The sequence below is a fragment of the Pseudomonas sp. VEM90 genome (assembly GCF_054611535.1).
The window spans coordinates 183,434-203,437 of the sequence record NZ_JBTRAR010000004.1 but is presented as its reverse complement, the minus strand read 5'-3'; the positions used below and the strand labels follow the sequence as shown (position 1 = coordinate 203,437).

Genomic DNA, 20,004 nt, shown 5'->3' with positions numbered 1-20,004 from the left:
GTGGCATCGCCTCTGTGAGCGATTGCGAACGGAAATGCTAACAGCCTGAAAACAAACGAATTTATACCCAAATGGAATTTACATAGTCGTTTATGGAATAACGAGGTGTCGCGAATTGCAATGAACAAGGCGTTTACAGTTGCCTGGGGGTCGTTATCGAGGGTTTGCAGTGAGGATTGTTGCACTAGCGTTTCTGGGTCATTTCAGGAGATTCGTACATGAAAGTCGCTGTGAAAGCCGCCGCCATCGGCCTGTCCCTGCTGTTCAGTATCGAAACCTTCGCCACCGAGCTCAAACACTGGCCTGCCGACGCGGCCAAACAGCTCGACAGCATGATCGCCGCCAATGCCAACAAGGGTAACTACGCGGTATTCGACATGGACAACACCAGTTACCGCTATGACCTGGAAGAAGCCTTGCTTCCGTTCATGGAAAACAAGGGCCTGCTAAGCCGCGACAAGCTCGACCCTTCGTTGAAGCTGATGCCGTTCAAGGACACTGCCGAGCACAAGGAAAGCCTGTTCAGTTACTACTACCGGCTGTGTGAAATCGATGACATGGTCTGCTACCCGTGGGTAGCCCAGGTGTTCTCCGGTTTTACCCTCAAGCAGCTGAAGGCGCAGGTGGATGAGCTGATGGCCTCGACCAAGCCGATCCCCAGCACCTATTACGAAGGCGACCAGGTCAAGGCCATCGAGGTTCAGCCGCCCAAGGTCTTCAAGGGCCAGGCCGAGCTGTACAACAAGCTGATGGAGAATGGCATCGAGGTCTATGTGGTTTCGGCTGCCTCCGAAGAGCTGGTACGCATGGTCGCCTCGGACCCCAAGTATGGATACAACGTGAAACCCCAGAACGTGATTGGCGTGAGCCTGCTGCTCAAGGACCGCGCCAGCGGCCAGCTGACCACTGCGCGCAAGCAGATCAGCGCCGGGCACTACGATGCCAAGGCTAACGAGGGCCTGGAGCTGACCCCCTACCTGTGGACTCCGGCCACCTGGATGGCGGGCAAGCAGGCGGCGATCCTTACCTACATCGATGAATGGAAGAAACCGGTGCTGGTGGGCGGCGACACGCCGACCAGCGATGGCTACATGCAGTTCCACGGTGTGGATGTGGGCAAAGGCGGTATCCACCTGTGGATAAACCGCAAGGCCAAGTACATGGACCAGCTCAACGGGATGATTGCCAAAAATGCGGCGGCGCAGGCCAAGGAAGGGTTGCCGGTGACGGCCGACAAGAACTGGGTGATCGTCACGCCGGAGCAGATTCAATAGGGGTTAGGTTTGATTTGAGCTGGCTGCGCCCTGGCAGGTGTGGATCCAATGACTATGGTTGATGGCACATGGATGTCATTTCTGCCGGAGGTTGCCAGTGGCTATTCGAGATCAGCAGTTCATCTACCACCTGACAAGTATTGAAAATGTCCCTTCCATCATGCGAAGGGGCTTGCTTCCCAGAGCCCACTTGCAGGCCGGTTTTACCGATATCACTGATCCTGAAATTATCGAAGGCCGGCGGGATGAGGGGCTGGAACAGTTTGTGCCATTTCATTGGTTTGCGAAAAACCCCTTCGATGGCAGAGTGCATCAGGATCAATCGGGTGAGCGTTTTGTGTTAATTGCCGTGGCCAGAAGCCACGCTCGTCAGTCCAACTGGCGGGTGATACCAAGGCATCCGTTGGCCGGTGGCACGTTCGAGTTACTGGATTATGAAGCAGGGTTTGGAGCAATTGACTGGGACATGATGGAGCGACGAGAGTATCGTGATCCCTTGTGCAAGCACATTTGCATGGCTGAGTGCTTAGCCCCGGGCCCAGTACTGGCGGCCCAGTTTTCAAAAATCTATACGCCATCACCTGAAATCCAGCAATCCGTAGCGCGGGAAGCAAGAGGAGCGGGGATGGGCAATCTGTGGATCGACTCGAATCCAAACATGTTCCCACCTAGATGATTTATTCCAGTCTCAACCCATCCAAGGCACTCATCTGGCGAATTGTTCACCGCGATAACCTGTCGTGGGTTCTGGATCATGGGCTGCACGCGGTCTCCTCCGGGAAGCTTTCCAGCACCTACGTTGGAATTGGCAATCCAGAGCTGATCAGCAAGCGAGCGCAACGCCGTGTGCCTCTGGAACCCAATGGGACGCTGGCAGATTATGTACCGTTCTACTTCACCCCGTTCTCCGTGATGATGAAGAATATTCATTCGGGGTGGGGTGTTCCTCAGCGGCGGAACGAAGAGATCGTGATTCTTGTCTCCAGCCTGTACCATGCGCAGTCGCTGGGTTTGCAGTTTGTGTTCACGGATGCCCATGCCTACCCGCATTGGGCCGGCTACTACAGTGACCTCACGCAGCTGGACAAAATCGATTGGGAGATTTTGCAGCGCAGGGATTTCAAACGTGACCCTGATGACCCTCGGAAAATGGAGCGTTATCAGGCGGAGGCCCTTATCCATGGACATGTCCCAGTTGCTGCCCTTCTGGGAATTGTCTGCTACAACGAAGCTTTGAAGGGGCGTGTCGACAAGGAGGTTCAGCAACGTCGATTGAATCTCCCTGTGTATGCTCGTCCTGGGTGGTACTTCTAATGATCCGCTTTATGCAAGGTAACCTGCTGGAGGCCAAGGCCGAAGCGCTGGTTAACACAGTTAACACCGTAGGGGTGATGGGGAAAGGCATCGCGCTGATGTTCAAGGAGCGTTTTGTCGAGAACTATCGCCAGTATGCTGCTGCCTGCAAAGCGAAAGAGGTAGTTACCGGGAAGATGTTTGTTACTGAAGTGCGTGAGCTGGACGGTCCACGCTGGATTGTGAATTTCCCAACCAAGCGGCATTGGCGCTCACCTTCGCAAATCGGCTGGATCGTCGAGGGCCTTCATGATTTGCGCAACTTCATTATCAATAACCAGGTGGCATCGATTGCTATCCCTCCACTTGGTGCTGGTAATGGAGGGTTGCCTTGGGCTGCGGTACGAGAACAGATTCAGAGCGTTCTGGGTGATCTGGACGCGGATGTTTTCGTTTTCGAGCCTACGGCAAATTATCAAAACGTTTCCAAGCGCAGTGGTGTTGAGGTTTTGACCCCGGCTCGAGCCTTGATTGCAGAGCTTGTGCGCCGCTATTGGGTGCTGGGGATGGAGTGCAGCTTGCTCGAAGTCCAGAAGCTTGCCTGGTTTCTGGAGCGATCAATCGAGCGGTTCACGCCAGGCATCAATCCATTGGAATTGAAGTTTGTCGCTCATAAGTATGGTCCTTACGCCAACCGGCTTGAGCACCTGCTAGATAACCTGGATGGCAGCTATTTACACTGCCGAAAGCGGATCAGCGATGCAGGCCCTCTGGACGTTATCTGGTTTGATGAGGGGCGCAAGTCATTTTTACAGGCGTATCTGAACAGTGAAGCCAAGGCCTATTTGCCGGCGTTGGAGTTCACTGCCGAGTTGATTGATGGTTTCGAGTCTCCGTTTGGTATGGAGCTGCTGGCCACCGTTGATTGGTTATTGCATGAAGATGGTGTTGAGCCGACAGTCCCGGCAGTTCGCGAACACCTGAAAAGTTGGTCAGGAGGGGTAGGTGCCGCTGCTCGAAAAAGCAAACTGTTCGATGACGAGGCACTTGGAATCGCTCTTCAAAAGCTGTCAATGTTTCGATCCGACCCAGTCACCTCGCTTCACTGACCGTCAATGAACAATCAAAAAAAACCGGCGCCCAGGGCGCCGGTTCTTTTTTTCACGCTAAAAGCCCTTACAGCCCTTCGAGCATTGCCTTGTTACGCACCGCGCCCTTGTCGGCACTGGTGGCCAGCAGCGCATAGGCCTTGAGCGCCGTGGTCACCTTGCGTGGACGGACCTCGGCTGGCTTCCAGCCCTTCTTGTCCTGCTCGACACGGCGTTCCGCCAGCTCTTCATCGCTGACCAGCAGGTTGATCGAACGGTTAGGGATGTCGATCAGTACCTTGTCGCCGTCGCGCACCAGGCCGATGGCGCCACCCGCCGCGGCCTCTGGCGAGGCGTGGCCGATCGACAGGCCCGAGGTACCGCCCGAGAAGCGACCGTCGGTGAGCAGGGCGCAGGCCTTGCCCAGGCCTTTGGACTTGAGGTACGAGGTCGGGTACAGCATCTCTTGCATGCCTGGGCCGCCTTTCGGGCCTTCGTAGCGGATGATCACGATGTCGCCGGCTTTCACCTCGTCGGCGAGGATGCCGCGCACGGCGCTGTCCTGGCTTTCGAAGATCTTCGCGGTGCCCTCGAACACGTGGATCGATTCGTCGACACCGGCGGTTTTGACCACGCAGCCATCCAGCGCGATGTTGCCGTACAGCACGGCCAGGCCGCCCTCTTGCGAGTAGGCGTGTTCGAAGCTGCGGATACAGCCGTTTTCACGGTCGTCGTCGAGGGTTTCCCAACGGGTCGACTGGCTGAATGCGGTCTGGGTCGGGATACCGGCAGGGCCGGCCTTGAAGAAGGTGTGCACGGCTTCGTCATCGGTCTGGGTGATGTCCCATTTGGCGATGGCTTCTTCCATGCTGCGGCTGTGCACGGTCGGCAGGTCGGTGTGCAGCAGGCCGCCACGGGCCAGCGAACCGAGGATGCTGAAGATGCCACCAGCGCGGTGGACGTCTTCCATGTGGTACTTCTGGATGTTCGGCGCCACTTTGCACAGCTGCGGCACTTTGCGTGACAGGCGGTCGATGTCGCGCAGGTCGAACGCCACTTCACCTTCCTGTGCTGCTGCCAGCAGGTGCAGGATGGTGTTGGTCGAACCGCCCATGGCGATGTCCAGCATCATGGCGTTTTCGAACGCTTTGAAGTTGGCGATGCTGCGTGGCAGGACCGACTCGTCATTCTCGCCATAGTAGCGTTTGCACAGCTCGACGATGGTGCGGCCGGCCGTGAGGAACAGCTGCTCGCGGTCGGAGTGGGTGGCCAGGGTCGAGCCGTTGCCCGGCAGGGCCAGGCCCAGGGCTTCGGTCAGGCAGTTCATCGAGTTGGCGGTGAACATGCCGGAGCACGAACCGCAGGTCGGGCAGGCGCTGCGCTCGTATTCTGCGACTTTCTCGTCGGAGGCCGTGGAGTCGGCTGCGATGACCATGGCATCGACCAGGTCCAGGCCGTGGCTGGCCAGCTTGGTCTTGCCGGCTTCCATCGGGCCGCCGGAAACGAAGATCACCGGGATGTTCAGGCGCAGGGCGGCCATCAGCATGCCGGGGGTGATCTTGTCGCAGTTGGAGATGCAGACGATGGCGTCAGCGCAGTGCGCATTGACCATGTATTCCACGGCGTCGGCAATGATTTCGCGGCTTGGCAGCGAGTACAGCATGCCGTCGTGGCCCATGGCGATGCCGTCATCGACCGCGATGGTGTTGAATTCCTTGGCCACGCCACCGGCGCGTTCGATTTCGCGAGCCACCAGCTGGCCCAGGTCCTTCAGGTGCACATGGCCCGGGACGAACTGGGTGAACGAGTTGGCGATGGCAATGATCGGTTTCTTGAAGTCTTCGTCCTTCATCCCGGTGGCGCGCCACAGGGCGCGGGCGCCGGCCATGTTGCGGCCTTGGGTGGAAGTCTTGGAACGATAATCAGGCATGAAACACTCCTGGCGGCTTAATCAGGTCACAAATAGGGGAGTGAGCTTCTCTTGTCCTTTGCGCCGCAGGCCGGTTGCCACTGGCACGGATGGGGCCAAGACGGCGCGGGATCGCCGCGTGCTTGACCAGAGCTCATAAACCCGCCGGGGATGACTGGCGATGAATAGGCCGATTCTACACCGCTGGCGCGGTGAGGGAATGCAGATGTGGATGGTTGGCGGGGGGATTGCGGCAGGAAAGGGCCGCTGGGCGGCCCTTTTTGGCAGATTTCAGCTGTTCGGCAGTAACCGGCAGGTGATGCTTTTGATGTAGCGGGTTTCGGCGATGGCCGGGTGTACCGGGTGATCCGGGCCCTGACCGCCTCGCTCGAGCAACTGCATGTTGCGGTCCAGGTGGCGGGCGCTGGTCAGCAGGATGTTGTTCAGATCGTCCTCGGGCAGGTGCATCGAGCACGAGGCGCTGACGAGGATGCCGTCTTTGTTCAACATGCGCATGGCCTGTTCGTTCAGGCGGCGGTAGGCCGCTTCGCCGTTTTTCAGGTCTTTTTTGCGCTTGATGAAGGCAGGTGGGTCGGCAATGATCACGTCGAAGCGTTCTTCGGCCGCCTTCAGCTCGCGCAGGGCTTCGAACACGTCGCCTTCGATGCAGGTCAGCTTCTCGCTGATGCCGTTCAGTGCAGCATTACGCTCCACGCCGTCCAGGGCAAAGCCCGAGGCATCGACACAGAACACTTCGCTGGCGCCAAAGGCACCGGCTTGCACGCCCCAGCCGCCGATGTAGCTGAACAGGTCGAGTACACGCTTGCCCTTCACGTACGGTGCCAGACGGGCGCGGTTCATGCGGTGGTCGTAGAACCAGCCCGTCTTCTGGCCTTCGCGCACCGGGGCCTCGAACTTGACGCCGTTCTCTTCCAGCGGCACCCAGTCCGGCACTTCGCCGTAGACGGTCTCGACATAGCGCTGCAGGCCTTCGGCGTCGCGCGCGGCGGAATCGTTCTTGAACAGGATGCCGCTGGGCTTGAGCACCTGCACCAGTGCGGCGATCACGTCATCCTTGTGCGCTTCCATGGTGGCCGAGGCCAGCTGCACCACGAGGATATCGAAGAAGCGGTCGACCACCAGGCCTGGGAGCAGGTCGGAGTCACCGTAGACCAGGCGGTAGCACGGCTGGTCGAACAGGCGCTCGCGCAGCGACAGGGCGACGTTCAGGCGGTGTACCAGCAGCGACTTGTCCAGCGGCAGCTTGATGTCGCGTGACAGCAGGCGGGCGCAGATCAGGTTGTTAGGGCTCAGCGCGACGATGCCCAGCGGCTTGCCGTTGGCTGCCTCGAGAATGGCCTGCTGACCCGCCTGGAAGCCTTGCAAAGGGGTCGCGCTGACATCGACTTCGTTGCTGTAGACCCACAGGTGGCCGGCGCGCAGGCGGCGGTCGGCATTGGCTTTGAGGCGAAGGCTGGGCAGGGACATGACGTCGCTCCGGGAAAAAGAGCGGGATTATAACGTGTCTGCGGTGCTTTCGCCTTTAGAGGAGTGGTAACCGGGGGCGCTTAGAGGGTTAAAATGCCGCGTCCTAAACGAGTGTGCACGTATGTCCCAAGAACTCAGCGCCGAACAGATCCAGCAAGCCTTGCAAGGCATCACCATCCCGCCTCAACCGCAGATCATGGTCGATCTGCAGTTCGAGCAGTACATGCCTGACCCGGACCTGGAAACCATCGCCAAGCTGATTTCCCAGGACCCGGGCCTCTCTGGCGCCTTGCTCAAGCTGGTCAACTCTCCGCACTTCGGCTTGTCCAACAAGATCGGTTCGATCCAGCGTGCGGTGAACCTGCTGGGTAGTCGTTCGATCATCAACCTGATCAACGCCCAGTCGATCAAGGGTGAGATGAGCGACGAGACCATCGTTACCCTCAACCGCTTCTGGGATACCGCCCAGGACGTGGCGATGACCTGCCTGACGCTGGCCAAGCGAACCGGCATTCAGGCGGCGGACGAGGCCTATACCCTTGGCCTCTTCCATGACTGTGGCGTGCCGTTGATGCTCAAGCGCTTCCCCACTTACATGGACGTGCTGGAAGAGGCATACGCCAAGGCCGATGAAGAAACACGCGTGGTCGATACCGAAAACCGAGCGTTCAACACCAACCATTCAGTGGTTGGCTACTTCACAGCCAAATCCTGGCGCTTGCCCGAACACCTCAGTGCGGCCATCGCCAACCACCACAATGCCTTGGCCGTGTTCCGCGACGATACCTCGCGCAACACCCAGAGCCAGCTGAAAAACCTGCTGGCGGTGCTGAAGATGGCCGAGCATATCTGCGCGTCCTACCGGGTGCTGGGCAACCAGTCGGTGGACCACGAATGGAATGCGGTCGGCCCGTTGGTGCTCGATTACATTGGCTTGTCGGAATACGATTTCGAAAACCTCAAGCAGAACATTCGCGAGTTGGGCGGACACTGACACATGCCGGAATTGCCAGAAGTAGAAACCACCCGGCGCGGTATTGCGCCACACCTGGAAGGCCAGCGCGTCAGCCGTGTGGTGTTACGCGACCGACGCCTGCGCTGGCCGATTCCGGAAGACCTCGATGTGCGTCTGTCAGGGCAGCGCATCGTCAGCGTGGAGCGACGCGCCAAGTACCTGTTGATCAATGCCGAAGTGGGGACGCTGATCAGCCACTTGGGCATGTCGGGCAACCTGCGGCTGGTCGAGCTGGGCTTGCCGGCGGCCAAGCATGAGCATGTCGACATCGAACTGGAGTCCGGGCTGATGCTGCGCTACACCGACCCACGCCGCTTTGGTGCCATGCTGTGGAGCCTGGACCCTCTGAACCATGAGCTACTGCTGCGCCTGGGGCCTGAGCCGCTGACCGACCTGTTCGATGGTGAGCGGCTGTTCCAGCTGTCCCGCGGGCGGTCGATGGCGGTCAAGCCGTTCATCATGGACAACGCGGTGGTGGTGGGAGTGGGCAACATCTACGCCACCGAGGCGCTGTTTGCTGCCGGTATCGACCCACGCCGGGAGGCGGGCGGGATTTCCCGGGCGCGCTACCTGAAGCTGGCGACCGAGATCAAGCGGGTGCTGGCGGCGGCGATCGAGCAGGGCGGTACTACCCTGCGTGACTTCATCGGTGGCGACGGGCAGCCGGGGTACTTCCAGCAGGAACTGTTTGTGTACGGGCGTGGCGGGCAGCCGTGCAAGGTATGCGGCACTGAGTTGCGCGAGGTGAAGCTGGGGCAGAGGGCGAGCGTGTACTGCCCGCGTTGCCAGCGATGAAACGTTCGCTGCGAACCTGTTGAAGCGAAACCTGAACGTTGCCGCGGTAACTGTGGGAGCGGGCATGCCCGCTCCCACAGGGACCGTGCAGAGAAGGGCAGTGATCAGCCCTTGCCAGTGATCCGGCGATACTTGGCCATCAGCTGTTCTTCGGTTTCCGGGTGCGCTTCATCCAGCGGGATGCAGTCGACCGGGCAGACCTGCTGGCACTGCGGCTCGTCGTAATGGCCTACGCACTGGGTGCACAGGTTAGGGTCGATCACGTAGATCTCTTCGCCTTGGGAGATAGCCTCGTTCGGGCACTCGGGTTCGCAGACGTCGCAATTGATGCAATCGTCGGTGATGATCAGGGACATGGGGGCTCCGGCCGGGGCTCACAGCCCGGGCATGTTCAACGCAATGGGCACAATTGTGCCGCATTCGCGCCCGCAGTGCACGCGGGCGCGACAATCAGGCGTCAGGCTTGCTTCTTGAAGCGTTCAGTCAGCGCGTCGGCTACCACCGGGTGGACGAACTTGCTGATATCACCGCCCAGCGCTGCAATCTCCCGGACCAAGGTCGAGGAAATGAACGAATAACGCTCCGACGGCGTCAGGAACAGGCTCTCGACATCGGGGGCCAGTTGCCGGTTCATGTTCGCCAGCTGGAACTCGTACTCGAAGTCGGACACCGCACGCAGGCCACGCAGGAAGACGTTGGCACCCTGTTCCTTGGCGAAATGCGCCAACAGGGAAGAGAAGCCGATGACTTCGACATTGGGCAGGTGCTTGGTGACCTCACGGGCGAGCTCAACCCGTTGTTCCAGCGGGAACAACGGGTTTTTCTTGGGGCTGGCCGCCACCGCGATGATCACGTGGTCGAATAGCCGCGAAGCGCGCTCGACCAGATCGCCATGGCCTTTGGTAATGGGGTCGAAAGTACCCGGGTACAACACTCGGTTCATCGCGTCATCCTGGCTGGAGTGCGTTGGGGAGTCGGATGGTAGCGCAGCGACGGCGCCCCGGCCAAGTCATGCGGCCGACTGATGGCACTATAGACAGGGGTCATATTCGTTGTCATGCGCTGTGTGCCAGGCGGGTGGCCAGTGCTTCACTGAGCCTGGCGCTGATGGCATACACCGACAATTGCGGGTTGGCGCCGATGCTGGTGGGGAACAGCGAGCCGTCGTGAATCGACAGGCTTTCCAGCTGGTGATGGCGGCCCAGGCTGTCGCACACCGCCTGGCGCGGATCTTCGCCGAGGGCGCAGCCGCCCATCACATGGGCGCTGCCCAAGCGCGTGCGGAAGAGCTCCAGGCGCAGCCTGTCGATCATGGTCAGGGCCTGCTCCAGGCCTGATGCGGCGCTGGCGTCGCTGTGCACCGGGGTTACCTGGGTGGCGCCAGCGGCAAACTGGACTTGTGCCATGCTCCGGTAGGCGCGCCGCAAGCCGTCACGCAGGTAGTCGGTGACCGGGTAATCGAGCACGGGTGAACCATCGCCGCGCAGTTCCACGGTCCCACCCTGGCTTTCGGGGTGAAAACCATCGCGTAGCAGCGCCAGCATCACATGGGTATGGGGCAGCTCGGCCATGCGCCGGGCATTCTCGTGGCCGTGCCCGCCCAGCAGGGTGCTGGCCAGGGCCGGATGCAGCGGCGGTACTTCCAGCTTGTAGCCAACCGGACCGTCTGCGCCCCCTTGCCACTGGAAATGGTCGCTGTAGATCGACTGCGGGGCGCCATAGTAGGGGTCGATACGCTCGCTGAAGCGTGCCGCACTGAAGTTGACCAGGTGCAGGAAGGTCCGCTTGCCCAGGCGGCCATGTGGGTCGGGCGCGGCAGAGCGCAGCAGCAGGGCCGGGCTGTTGATACCGCCACCGGCCAGGAGGTAATGGCGTGCCCGCACGCTGACCTGCCTGCCGGTTGGGTGTATGCCTTGGGCGTCCAGGGCCTGGCATGTCAGGCTCTGAATGCGTTCGCCGTTGTGGGTGAAGCGCTCGGCCCGTGCCAGGTACAGCAGCTCGCCGCCTTGCTCGAGGGTGGCAGGTATACGGGTCACCAGCATCGATTGTTTGGCATTCACCGGGCAACCCATGCCGCAGTAGCCCAGGTTCCAGCAGCCGCGCACGTTGCGCGGGATCACCCCCCAGCGGTAGCCCAGATGTTCGCAGCCCCGACGCAGCACATCGTTGTTGGCATTCGGCGGCAAGGCCCAGGGGCTGATACCCAGTTCCTGCTCCATGCGTTCGAACCAGGGGCGTAGTTCATCCTCGCCCAAACCGTTCACGCCGTGGACCGAGGCCCAGTGCGCCAGGGTTTGCGGCGGGGTGCGAAAGCTCGAGGTCCAGTTCACCAGCGTGGTGCCCCCCACGGCACGGCCCTGCAGGATGGTAATGGCGCCATCCTTGCTCATGCGCCCCAGGCCTTCCTGGTAAAGGCTGGCGTAAGCTTCATTCTCCAGCAGGTGAAAATCGCTGCTGGTCTTCAGTGGGCCTTCTTCGATCAGCAGTACCTTGAAACCGGCAGCGCTGAGCACCTGTGCGCTGGTGGCGCCGCCGGCACCACTGCCGATCACGGCGATGTCGGCCTCCAGAAACAGGTCGTGCTCCAGGCGCGAGGCGTCGTGGGTGATCCAGCCGCGTTCGAGGCCTTGGCGAAACGGGTCGGGGACAGGCATTGGCGATGCTCTTGTTGTTTTCAGATTTTTGGTGGGCCCGGGTAACCGCAGTCTGCCCAGGATTCGGGGCGTTCGTACCAGGCCATTTGCAGCAGTTGCAGCAACGAGGCGTGCCCCATGCGTAGCAGGTTCAGCGAGCTGTCCTGCCAACGCTGCAGGAACGCCGTGACCTGTGTGGTGCCAGCTTGGCCCCAGCTGCCCCAGACGCCGGTCAGCGGGCCGCGAGTCAGCGGCAGGCTGAGCACGTCGAACAATTGCCGGGTGAGCTTGAGCATTTCCGGCGACAACGCCGCGAGCTTGTTGTCGAGGCTGCGCAACACCGGCGCATCGGTGGCCTGTGTACCGGCCAGGACCACCGGGATCAGCGCACGCAGCAGGGGCAGGTCGTCGTCACGGAGTACCTGATAGCCGGTCGCGGCGGTTTGCGCGCTGCACCCCACCAGGCTGGCGCCAGCCAGAAAAGCACTGGCGCCGAGGCTGAAGCGCAGCAGTTCGCGGCGGTGCATGGCGCGGCCCTCAGCGGATGAACAATTTGTAGACCAGGCGCTGCAAGGCTTTGCCATAAGGCGGGTAAATCAGCCGTGCGGCGTTGAAACGTTGCTTGGCAAGTACCGCCTTGGCCTTGCTGAAGGTCAGGAAACCGTCGTGACCATGGTAGTGGCCCATGCCTGAAGGGCCGATGCCACCGAAGGGCAGATCGTCCTGGGCGACATGCAGCAAGGTGTCGTTCAGGCACACACCACCGGAGTGGGTGTGACGCAGCACATGCTCCTGGGTTCGGCGGTCATAGCCAAAGAAGTACAGCGCCAATGGGCGCGGGCGCTGGTTGATGTAGGCCAAGGCCTGGTCGATGCCGTCATAAGGCACTAGCGGTAGTAGCGGGCCGAAGATTTCGTCCTGCATCACCTGCATGCTGTCGTTCACGTCCAGCAGCAAGTGTGGCGGCATGCGCCGGCCCTGAGGGGCTTCGCCTGGGTACAAGTCGAGTACTTGCGCGCCTTTGGCGCGGGCATCGTCCAGCAGGTGCTGCAAGCGCTGCAACTGGCGCGGGTTGATGATGGCGGTGTAGTCGGGGTTGTCGGCGATGCGCGGGTACAGTCGGTGCACGGCGCGCTGGTAGGCGTCGCTGAAGGCGGGCAGCCGTTCGCGCGGCACCAGTACGTAGTCGGGGGCGACGCAGGTCTGGCCGGCGTTGAGGGTCTTGCCGAAGGCGATGCGCTCGGCGGCGCTGTCCAGCGGCACATCGGCAGAAACAATAGCGGGGGACTTGCCACCCAGCTCCAGGGTGACCGGGGTCAGGTTGTGTGCGGCAGCCTGCATCACCTGGCGGCCCACGCTGGTGGCACCGGTGAACAGCAGGTGGTCGAAGGGCAGGCGGGCGAAGGCCTGGCCCACCTCGACCTCACCGAGCACAACGCTGACCAGGTCTGTGGGGAACACGCGCTCGAGCACTTGCTGCAGGGCCAGGCCCGTCGCGGGCGTGGCCTCGCTAAGCTTGAGCATGACCCGGTTGCCGGCGGCCAGGGCGCAGGTCAACGGGCCGATGGCGAGGAACAGCGGGTAGTTCCACGGTACGATGATGCCGACCACGCCCAAGGGTTGATAGCGCACCTGTGCGCTGGCCGGCTGGAACGCCAGGCCGACGCGGCGTCGGCTGCTGCGCATCCAGCGTTGCAAGTGCTTTTCGGCGTGGCGCAGGCCCTGTACTGACGGTAGCAGCTCGGCCAGCAAGGTCTCGTCCGCACTGCGCCCGGCAAAATCCTGGCTGATGGCGTCGATCAGTTCTGCCTGGCTGCTCAGCAAGGCTTCACGCAGGCTTTTCAGCCACTGCCGCCGCTGCGCCACCGGTGGCAGCGGGTTACCGGCAAAGGCCAGGCGCTGGGCCGCGAACGCCGTCGCGAGGTCGAGGTCGGATTGCACAGAGGGCAAGGCACTGGACGAGTTCATGGCGGTGTCGAGTCCGGGCAGGGGTTGCCTAGAGCCTATACTCTAATTTGTACCATGGTGCGAATTTTTACAGGCCGTTCAACGGTGCATTCCACCTGTAATAAGCCGTAAGATAAACCTTTGATGAAGGCCCGCAGACTGGGAGCTGAGCATGGCCCCGCGCATGAAGACCCGAGAGCGCATCGTGCAGAACAGCCTGGAGCTGTTCAACCAGCAGGGCGAACGCAGCGTCAGTACCAACCACATCGCCGCGCACATGGAAATCTCGCCCGGCAACCTGTATTACCACTTCCCCAACAAGCAGGCGATCATTGCCCTGTTGTTCAGCCAGTACGAAGCGCTGGTGGACAGCTTTCTGCGCCCGCCACAGGGCCGCGCGGCAACCGTGGAAGACAAGCGCTTCTACCTCAAGGCCCTGCTGGCGGCGATGTGGAACTACCGCTTCCTGCACCGTGACCTGGAGCATCTGCTGGACAGCGATGCCGAACTGGCCGCCCGTTACCGGCGATTTTCCGAGCGCTGCCTGCGCCAGGGCCAGGCGATCTACCGCGGCTTCGTCGAGGCGGGCATCCTGGCCATGGCGCCGGCACAGATCGAATCGCTGACCATCAACGCCTGGATCGTGCTGACGTCATGGGTACGTTTTCTCAGCACCACGCGTGAACATTCCGCGCACTTGGGTGAAGAAGCCTTCAAGCGCGGCGTCTATCAGGTGCTGGTGCTGGAACTCGGCTTCGTCACCGACAATGCTCGCACTGCCGTGGACGCACTGTGCGAGGAATTCCATGTACCGTTCAACCAGGCCCTGGAGCACTAGCTCAGGGCCCTCGTGCCATTGATCAGGAGATTGTCATGCCCCTTGCGCAATTGATCACCCCGCAGCAGTTGGCCGAGCGACTGGACTCGCCCGGGTTGGTGATCCTCGACTGCCGTTTTGCTCTCGAGGATGTGGACTATGGCCAGCGCAGCTATGCCCAGGGGCATATTGCCGGGGCGCATTTTGCCGACCTGGACCGCGACCTCAGCGGGCCGGTGAGCAAGGGGCGCACCGGGCGCCACCCGTTGCCCGATCCGCAGCGGCTGGTCGAGCGCCTGCGAGAGTGGGGCCTGAACAACGATAGCGAAGTGGTGCTGTACGACGATGGCCCCGGCGCCTTTGCCGCCCGGGCCTGGTGGCTGCTGGTCTGGCTGGGCAAGCGCAGCGGTGTGGCGATTCTCGACGGCGGCCTGAAGGCCTGGCACGCGGCGCACCTGCCGTTGAGCCTGGACCCGCCGCCCAAACGAGAGGGCACTTTCAGTGGTGAACCGGACGCGAAGCTGCTGATTGATGCCGACCATCTGGGCAAGCGCCTTGGTAGCATAGACCTGACCTTGATCGATGCGCGTGCCTTGCCGCGTTTTCGTGGTGAAGTGGAGCCGATCGACCCGGTGGCGGGGCATATTCCCGGTGCCCAGTGCGCGGCGTTTACCGACAACCTGGGGGCTGATGGGCGTTTTTTGCCGGCGGATCAGCTTAAGCAGCGCTTTGCTGAAAAGCTGGCCGGGCGGGCACCGGCGCAGTTGGTGTCTTACTGCGGCTCTGGGGTAACGGCTTGCCATAACCTGTTTGCCATGGCGCTGGCGGGGTACCCGCTGGGCAAGTTGTATGCCGGGTCGTGGAGCGATTGGATCAACAACCCGCAGCATGCTGTGGCCACTGGCGAGTAAGCAGACCGGGTTGAACCCTGTGGGGCGGGCAGCCGTTACGAATTGAGGCTAGCTACCGTCCACCAGCCACTGCGGAATCCGTCGTTCCAGGTAGTACCCCGGATTTCGCAGGCTGCCATCGACAAAACCCACATGCCCACCGCGGTCATGCAGTTCGAAGCGGGTCTGTGGTGACAGTTCACGGGCCGTCGGCAGGCTGTGGCTGGACACGAATGGGTCATCGCTGGAATGGATGATCAGCGTTGGTGTGCGGTTCTGGCCAAGGAAGAAGTGGCTGGATGAGCGGCGATAGTAGTCGTGTGCATCGCGAAAGCCATTGAGCGGTGCAGTGACTTTTCCGTCGAAGTCCCAGAATGTGCGCAAGTTGTCGAGTTGGCCCAGGCGTTCCAGTGTCGCCAGCTGTTCATGCTGGCCCTGGGCGTGGAAGTGCCGCTGCTTGAGCTGAACATACGCCAGCATCTCGCGCATGAAATGCGCCTGATACACCTTGGAGAATCCTTGGCCGATACGGTCGGCACAGTGGTCCAGGCGAAAGGGCACCGATACTGCAACTGCTGCCTCCAGTTGGCTGGCGACGCCGCTCTCACCCAAGTATTTCAACAGTACATTGCCACCCAGCGAATAGCCCACCGCGTACAGCGGCGCCAGCGGACGCTGGGCGCGAAGATGACTGACGATTTCCGCCAGGTCTTCGCTGGCGCCGGAATGGTAGCTGCGCGGCAACAGGTTGGGTTCGCCTGAACAACCACGCCAGTTCACTGCCACGCTGGCCCAGCCGCGGCCTTGCAGCGCTTGCTGCAAGCCTTTCACGTAAGGTGAGTGAGACGAGCCGGTCAGCCCATGCAGCACCAGTACCAGTGGTGCATGGGGTTGGTGCGGGCCGTGCCAGTCCAGGTCGATGAAGTCGCCGTCGGCCAGCCACAGTCGCTCGCGGTCACGCTGCAGCTCAGGCAGCTTGCGCCAGAGCGGCCCCCACAGGGTCTGCAGGTGGGGATTGGACAGGCCTATGGCCGGACGGAATGTGGCGTTGTGGCTGGGCATGCTAGGCGACTCATGATGTGCCGTTCTAGCTTGCCACGAAACAGCGCCCCAGTACCTGCGCTATTGGTGGAAGTGAAGGTGCAGCTTCAACCATGGCGCAGGTGGGGTGTGGTCACTGCGTACACCCCACCCGGCGGGTAATCAGCCCCGCTGCCAGAGTGCGTAGTGCACCTGGCCGGTCTTCTTCTCGCGGTGCAGGCGCCAGTTGCCTGGCAGTTGCAAGGTCGAGGGTGCCGCTTCGCTTTCGGTGTAGACCCATGCCTGCTCGCTCAGCCACTGGTTCTGCTCCAGCATGTTGCAGGTGTTGGCCAACAGGTCCTGGTGGAACGGCGGGTCGAGGAACACGACATCGAACTGCTGCTTGGCCGGGCCTTGCAGGTAGCGCAGGGCGTCGGTCTGCAGAATTTGCCCGCGAGGACAGCGCAGGATTTCGAGGTTGTTCTTCAGGTTGGCGATGGCTGCGGAGTTGCTGTCCAGCGCCACGGCATCCTCGGCCCCACGGGACAGGGCTTCGAGCACCAGGGCGCCACTGCCGGTGAAGGCGTCCAGCACGCGGGCACCCTCGATGTAGGGGGCCAGCCAGTTGAATACGGTTTCCCGTACGCGGTCAGGCGTTGGCCGCAGGCCTTCGCCTTCCGGCACCGCCAGGCGGCGGCTGCGCCACTCGCCGGCGATGATGCGCAGGTGGCCCTGGCCCTTGCTTTGGCCCGCTTGCGGGCGGGCGGGAGGGGTGGATCTTGGCATTAGTGCTCCGGTACCCCGAGCGGTTGCTCGGAGGGCTTGTCAGTGGGTGCTGGCAGCGGTTTTTGTGGCACTTTCGGGCCAACGGTGACGATCACCAGTTTATCGGCTGACAGGTGTTTGTTCATGGCTGCCTTGACTTGTTCGACGGTAAGGGCCTGGGACTGTTGCATGAAGTCCTCCAGCCAGGTCAGCGGCAAGTTGTAGAAGCCGATCGCGCCCAGTTGGCCGACGATGCTGGCGTTGCTGGCATTGGACAGCGGGAAGCTGCCGGCCAGCTCGCGCTTGGCATCGTCCAGCTCCTGTTGGGTCGGGCCCGTCTTCAGGTAGTCGGCGAGAATGCCTTGCACCAGCTTGAGCGTGCCTTCGCTAAGCTCGGCACGGGTTTGCAGGTTGATCATGAACGGGCCGCGCACCTGCATCGGGCTGAATGCCGAGTAAACGCCGTAGGTCAGGCCGCGCTTCTCTCGCACCTCGCTCATCAGCCGGGTACCGAAGGCGCCACCGCCAAGGATCTGGTTGCCCATGGACAGGGCTGGCCAGTCCGGGTCCTGGCGGTCGATCCCCAGTTCGGCCAGCATCAGGTGGGTCTGCTTGGACGGGAAGTCGATGTGGGTCAGGCCGGCCTTGGCGTCTGTGGGTTGGGCCGGTGCGGCCAGCGCAGGGCCCTTGGGCAGGCCGGCAGACACCTGTGCGGCGATGGCTTCGGCCTCTGCACGGCTGAGGTCGCCGACCAGGGCGATTACCGCATTGCCGCCGGTATAGGCCTTTGCGTGGAACGCGCGCAACTGCGCAAGGCTGATGCCCGTGATGCTCTCGGCGGTGCCGTCGCTTGGGTGGGCGTAGGGGTGGTCGCCATAGAGCTTGCCGAAAAGGGCCTTGCCGGCGATCTTGCCGGGGTTTTGCTTCTCATACTCGAAGCCAGCCAGCATCTGGTTCTTGATGCGCTTGAGGGCATCCTCGGGGAATGTCGGCTTGCCCGCCACCTCTGTAAACAGTTTGAGGGCCGGTTCGCGCTTGTCCTTGGCACTGAGGCTGCGCAGCGATGCGACGGCCATGTCGCGGTAGGAGCCGTTGCCAAAGTCTGCACCCAGGCCTTCGAAGCCCTCGGCGATGGCGGTGACGTCCTTGCCGGCCACGCCCTCGTTGAGCATGGCGTTGGTCAGAGCGGCCAGGCCTGGCGTGCCGCCATCCTGGCTGCTGCCGGCGGCGAAGGTGACACGCAGGTCGAACATGGGCAGTTCGCGAGCCTCGACGAACAGCACCCGGGCACCCTCGGCGGTGTTCCAGTGCTGGATGTTCAACTGACGCCGGCTGGGTGCCTTGCCATTCAGTTCGGCCAGCGATTGCAAGGTGTTGGCCGGGCGGGCTGCGCTGCTGTCGGCCTTGGCAGCGTTGTCGGCCATGGCCGGAGCGGCCAGCACAGCTGCCAGCGCCAGGGCACGAATGCCCGTGGCCAGCAGGGTTGGGCGTGGTGCGCGGCGATCACTCATGAGCGGACTCCTCGGGCAGTACATGGGCAACGCTCAGGCGTTCGCGGGTGAAGTAGGTGCGCGCGGCGTTCTGGATGTCCTGCGGGGTGACGCGCTTGAGCTCGTCCAGTTCGCTGTCGATCAGCTTCCAGGACAGGCCGACGGTTTCCAGCTGGCCGATGGTGGTGGCCTGGCTGCTGATGGAGTCGCGGTCGTAGACGAGGCCGGCGATGACCTGGGCGCGTACGCGTTCCAGCTCTTCGGCGCTGGGTGGCGTGCTCTTGAGTTCGTCAAGCAGTTGCCAGATGCCTTTCTCGACGTCGGCGAGGGTTTTCTGCTTCTGCACATTCGGCGTCGCCGAGATCAGGAACAGGCTGTCGCCGCGGGTGAAGGCGTTGTAGCTGGACGAAGCGCCGGCGACCAGTTCCTGGCCACGCTCCAGGCGGGCCGGCATGCGGGCGCTGTAGCCACCGTCGAGCAGTGCCGAGATCAGGCGCAGGGCATGCACCGTACGTGGGTCCTTGGCGGTGGGCAGGCCGGGCACGTTGAAGCCGTAGATCAGGCTTGGCAGTTGGGTGCGTACGTGCAGGGTCAACTGGCGCCAACCTGGTTCGGCCAGTTCCAGAGGCAGCTTGGCTGGCGGCACGGCGCGTTTGGGAATATTGCCGAAATACTTCTGCGCCAGGCCCTTGACCTCGTCGGCGGTGACATCACCGACCACCACCAGGGTGGCGTTGTTGGGGGCGTACCAGGACTCGTACCAATGGCGAAGTTCCTCGACCTTCATACGCTCCAGGTCGGCCATCCAGCCAATGGTCGGCGTGTGGTAGCCGCTGGCCGGGTAGGCCATGGCGCGGAACAGCTCGAATGCCTTGGCATTGGGCTTGTCGTCGGTGCGCAGGCGGCGTTCTTCCTTGATGACCTCGATTTCGCGGCTGAACTCGTCGGCAGGCAGACGCAGGCTGGCAAGGCGATCGGCCTCCAGCTCCAGCGCTACCGGCAGGCGGTCACGGGCCAGCACTTGGTAATAGGCGGTGTAATCGTCGCTGGTGAAGGCGTTTTCATCGGCGCCGAGGTCACGCAGAATGCGCGAGGCCTCGCCGGGGCCGACCTTTGCGCTGCCCTTGAACATCATGTGTTCCAGCGCATGGGACAAGCCGGTCTGGCCCGGGGTCTCGTAGCTGGAGCCAACCTTGTACCAGATCTGCGATACCACCACCGGGGCGCGATGGTCTTCGCGGACCACGACCTTCAGGCCATTGTCGAGGATGAATTCGTGGGTGGGTTGCACATCGGCGGCGAAGGCCGCGAGCGGCAGGCAGAGCGTGCCGAGCAACAGGCCAGCGGCGCGGCGGGCTAGAGCATTCATACGGTGTTTAACCTGTTCGGCGGCCCGCTGGGTTTAGCGTCGGCAGGCCAGGAGGTGCTAGGATACTGATCCGGTTGCCTGGCGACCATGCCTGTCGCCGTTCTGGCCCACAGGACACTAAGACAAAACGTTGCGCATGAACCAGCCGGCTTCAAGATAGTCTGTTCTGCGTAGAGAGAATTCCCGATTGGCCATAGCTGGCCTATCGCTA

19 protein-coding genes are annotated in these 20,004 nt (G+C 62.0%); 8 read left to right on the top strand and 11 right to left on the bottom strand.

Features of this window, described 5'->3' with window-relative positions; genetic code table 11:
- Nucleotides 1-218: 218 nt before the first annotated feature.
- The 4 genes from ACYCCG_RS06535 (at nt 219) to darG (ending at nt 3,676) form a co-directional block, all read left to right on the top strand.
- Entirely contained in the window at nt 219-1,274 is a 1,056-nt protein-coding gene (locus ACYCCG_RS06535; protein ID WP_021783642.1) for an HAD family hydrolase, read from the top strand.
- A gap of 97 nt (nt 1,275-1,371) precedes the next feature.
- Nucleotides 1,372-1,950: a DarT ssDNA thymidine ADP-ribosyltransferase family protein gene (locus ACYCCG_RS06530; RefSeq protein WP_209969355.1), complete on the top strand. Its 579-nt coding sequence runs from the start codon at nt 1,372-1,374 to the stop codon at nt 1,948-1,950.
- A complete protein-coding gene (gene darT, locus ACYCCG_RS06525; protein ID WP_019752695.1) occupies nt 1,947-2,588 on the top strand; it encodes a type II toxin-antitoxin system toxin DNA ADP-ribosyl transferase DarT in 642 nt (213 codons plus the stop codon). The genes ACYCCG_RS06530 and darT overlap by 4 nt, the downstream gene beginning before the upstream one ends.
- Nucleotides 2,588-3,676 carry a type II toxin-antitoxin system antitoxin DNA ADP-ribosyl glycohydrolase DarG gene (gene darG, locus ACYCCG_RS06520; RefSeq protein WP_209969361.1) on the top strand — a complete coding sequence of 363 codons (1,089 nt, stop codon included), beginning with the start codon at nt 2,588-2,590 and terminating at the stop codon, nt 3,674-3,676. The genes darT and darG overlap by 1 nt, the downstream gene beginning before the upstream one ends.
- A gap of 67 nt (nt 3,677-3,743) precedes the next feature.
- Here darG and ilvD read toward each other — a convergent pair whose 3' ends face one another.
- Complete coding sequence (gene ilvD / locus ACYCCG_RS06515; protein ID WP_003249056.1) at nt 3,744-5,585, bottom strand: dihydroxy-acid dehydratase; 1,842 nt, start codon at nt 5,583-5,585, stop codon at nt 3,744-3,746.
- A 270-nt stretch (nt 5,586-5,855) separates the two neighbouring features.
- Nucleotides 5,856-7,052: a class I SAM-dependent rRNA methyltransferase gene (locus ACYCCG_RS06510; protein WP_004575470.1), complete on the bottom strand. Its 1,197-nt coding sequence runs from the start codon at nt 7,050-7,052 to the stop codon at nt 5,856-5,858.
- 175 nt (nt 7,053-7,227) lie between these two features.
- Between ACYCCG_RS06510 and ACYCCG_RS06505 the strand changes: the two genes are divergently transcribed.
- Entirely contained in the window at nt 7,228-8,046 is an 819-nt protein-coding gene (locus tag ACYCCG_RS06505) for an HDOD domain-containing protein (RefSeq protein ID WP_176684827.1), read from the top strand.
- Nucleotides 8,047-8,049: 3 nt separating this feature from the next.
- Nucleotides 8,050-8,862: a bifunctional DNA-formamidopyrimidine glycosylase/DNA-(apurinic or apyrimidinic site) lyase gene (gene mutM, locus ACYCCG_RS06500; protein ID WP_459669796.1), complete on the top strand. Its 813-nt coding sequence runs from the start codon at nt 8,050-8,052 to the stop codon at nt 8,860-8,862.
- A 104-nt stretch (nt 8,863-8,966) separates the two neighbouring features.
- Here the strand turns inward: mutM and ACYCCG_RS06495 are convergent, their stop codons facing one another.
- The 5 genes from ACYCCG_RS06495 to ACYCCG_RS06475 form a co-directional block, all read right to left on the bottom strand.
- Nucleotides 8,967-9,218 (bottom strand): YfhL family 4Fe-4S dicluster ferredoxin, encoded by a 252-nt coding sequence (locus ACYCCG_RS06495; RefSeq protein ID WP_003249063.1) that lies wholly within the window; start codon nt 9,216-9,218, stop codon nt 8,967-8,969.
- A gap of 101 nt (nt 9,219-9,319) precedes the next feature.
- A complete protein-coding gene (gene coaD / locus ACYCCG_RS06490; RefSeq protein ID WP_010955660.1) occupies nt 9,320-9,805 on the bottom strand; it encodes a pantetheine-phosphate adenylyltransferase in 486 nt (161 codons plus the stop codon).
- A 112-nt stretch (nt 9,806-9,917) separates the two neighbouring features.
- Nucleotides 9,918-11,516, bottom strand: coding sequence for a GMC family oxidoreductase (locus ACYCCG_RS06485; protein WP_459669794.1), 1,599 nt, complete (start codon nt 11,514-11,516; stop codon nt 9,918-9,920).
- Between the two features lie 20 nt (nt 11,517-11,536).
- Entirely contained in the window at nt 11,537-12,022 is a 486-nt protein-coding gene (locus tag ACYCCG_RS06480; protein ID WP_459669793.1) for a twin-arginine translocation pathway signal protein, read from the bottom strand.
- 10 nt (nt 12,023-12,032) lie between these two features.
- Nucleotides 12,033-13,463 (bottom strand): coniferyl aldehyde dehydrogenase, encoded by a 1,431-nt coding sequence (locus ACYCCG_RS06475; RefSeq protein WP_209969368.1) that lies wholly within the window; start codon nt 13,461-13,463, stop codon nt 12,033-12,035.
- Between the two features lie 151 nt (nt 13,464-13,614).
- Here ACYCCG_RS06475 and ACYCCG_RS06470 point away from each other — a divergent pair, with 151 nt between their 5' ends.
- Complete coding sequence (locus ACYCCG_RS06470; protein ID WP_176684761.1) at nt 13,615-14,280, top strand: TetR/AcrR family transcriptional regulator; 666 nt, start codon at nt 13,615-13,617, stop codon at nt 14,278-14,280.
- 35 nt (nt 14,281-14,315) lie between these two features.
- Nucleotides 14,316-15,170, top strand: a complete 855-nt coding sequence (locus tag ACYCCG_RS06465) for a sulfurtransferase (RefSeq protein ID WP_209969370.1) — start codon at nt 14,316-14,318, stop codon at nt 15,168-15,170.
- Nucleotides 15,171-15,218: 48 nt separating this feature from the next.
- On the opposite strand, the gene ACYCCG_RS06460 is transcribed toward ACYCCG_RS06465, so the two are convergent.
- The 4 genes from ACYCCG_RS06460 to ACYCCG_RS06445 all read right to left on the bottom strand — a co-directional run bounded on the left by ACYCCG_RS06460 (nt 15,219) and on the right by ACYCCG_RS06445 (nt 19,793).
- Nucleotides 15,219-16,211, bottom strand: coding sequence for a hydrolase (locus ACYCCG_RS06460; RefSeq protein WP_209969374.1), 993 nt, complete (start codon nt 16,209-16,211; stop codon nt 15,219-15,221).
- A gap of 141 nt (nt 16,212-16,352) precedes the next feature.
- Nucleotides 16,353-16,955, bottom strand: a complete 603-nt coding sequence (gene rsmD / locus ACYCCG_RS06455; RefSeq protein WP_209969377.1) for a 16S rRNA (guanine(966)-N(2))-methyltransferase RsmD — start codon at nt 16,953-16,955, stop codon at nt 16,353-16,355.
- On the bottom strand, nt 16,955-18,445 hold the full coding sequence (locus ACYCCG_RS06450; RefSeq protein ID WP_176684766.1) for a M16 family metallopeptidase: 1,491 nt from the start codon (nt 18,443-18,445) through the stop codon (nt 16,955-16,957). Before ACYCCG_RS06450 ends, rsmD begins: the two co-directional genes overlap by 1 nt.
- Nucleotides 18,438-19,793, bottom strand: coding sequence for a M16 family metallopeptidase (locus ACYCCG_RS06445; protein WP_176684767.1), 1,356 nt, complete (start codon nt 19,791-19,793; stop codon nt 18,438-18,440). Before ACYCCG_RS06445 ends, ACYCCG_RS06450 begins: the two co-directional genes overlap by 8 nt.
- Nucleotides 19,794-20,004 lie beyond the last annotated feature (211 nt).

What these genes read in the sequence shown, in the direction of transcription:
- ACYCCG_RS06450 (WP_176684766.1), bottom strand. Translation starts at nt 18,445, where the DNA reads ATGAGTGATCGCCGCGCACCACGCCCAACCCTGCTGGCCACGGGCATT.
- ACYCCG_RS06460 (WP_209969374.1), bottom strand. Translation starts at nt 16,211, where the DNA reads ATGCCCAGCCACAACGCCACATTCCGTCCGGCCATAGGCCTGTCCAAT.
- ACYCCG_RS06510 (WP_004575470.1), bottom strand. Translation starts at nt 7,052, where the DNA reads ATGTCCCTGCCCAGCCTTCGCCTCAAAGCCAATGCCGACCGCCGCCTG.
- ACYCCG_RS06535 (WP_021783642.1), top strand. Translation starts at nt 219, where the DNA reads ATGAAAGTCGCTGTGAAAGCCGCCGCCATCGGCCTGTCCCTGCTGTTC.
- ACYCCG_RS06475 (WP_209969368.1), bottom strand. Translation starts at nt 13,463, where the DNA reads ATGAACTCGTCCAGTGCCTTGCCCTCTGTGCAATCCGACCTCGACCTC.
- ACYCCG_RS06495 (WP_003249063.1), bottom strand. Translation starts at nt 9,218, where the DNA reads ATGTCCCTGATCATCACCGACGATTGCATCAATTGCGACGTCTGCGAA.
- ACYCCG_RS06480 (WP_459669793.1), bottom strand. Translation starts at nt 12,022, where the DNA reads ATGCACCGCCGCGAACTGCTGCGCTTCAGCCTCGGCGCCAGTGCTTTT.
- darG (WP_209969361.1), top strand. Translation starts at nt 2,588, where the DNA reads ATGATCCGCTTTATGCAAGGTAACCTGCTGGAGGCCAAGGCCGAAGCG.
- ilvD (WP_003249056.1), bottom strand. Translation starts at nt 5,585, where the DNA reads ATGCCTGATTATCGTTCCAAGACTTCCACCCAAGGCCGCAACATGGCC.
- ACYCCG_RS06470 (WP_176684761.1), top strand. Translation starts at nt 13,615, where the DNA reads ATGGCCCCGCGCATGAAGACCCGAGAGCGCATCGTGCAGAACAGCCTG.
- mutM (WP_459669796.1), top strand. Translation starts at nt 8,050, where the DNA reads ATGCCGGAATTGCCAGAAGTAGAAACCACCCGGCGCGGTATTGCGCCA.
- ACYCCG_RS06465 (WP_209969370.1), top strand. Translation starts at nt 14,316, where the DNA reads ATGCCCCTTGCGCAATTGATCACCCCGCAGCAGTTGGCCGAGCGACTG.
- ACYCCG_RS06445 (WP_176684767.1), bottom strand. Translation starts at nt 19,793, where the DNA reads ATGAATGCTCTAGCCCGCCGCGCCGCTGGCCTGTTGCTCGGCACGCTC.
- rsmD (WP_209969377.1), bottom strand. Translation starts at nt 16,955, where the DNA reads ATGCCAAGATCCACCCCTCCCGCCCGCCCGCAAGCGGGCCAAAGCAAG.
- coaD (WP_010955660.1), bottom strand. Translation starts at nt 9,805, where the DNA reads ATGAACCGAGTGTTGTACCCGGGTACTTTCGACCCCATTACCAAAGGC.
- darT (WP_019752695.1), top strand. Translation starts at nt 1,947, where the DNA reads ATGATTTATTCCAGTCTCAACCCATCCAAGGCACTCATCTGGCGAATT.
- ACYCCG_RS06485 (WP_459669794.1), bottom strand. Translation starts at nt 11,516, where the DNA reads ATGCCTGTCCCCGACCCGTTTCGCCAAGGCCTCGAACGCGGCTGGATC.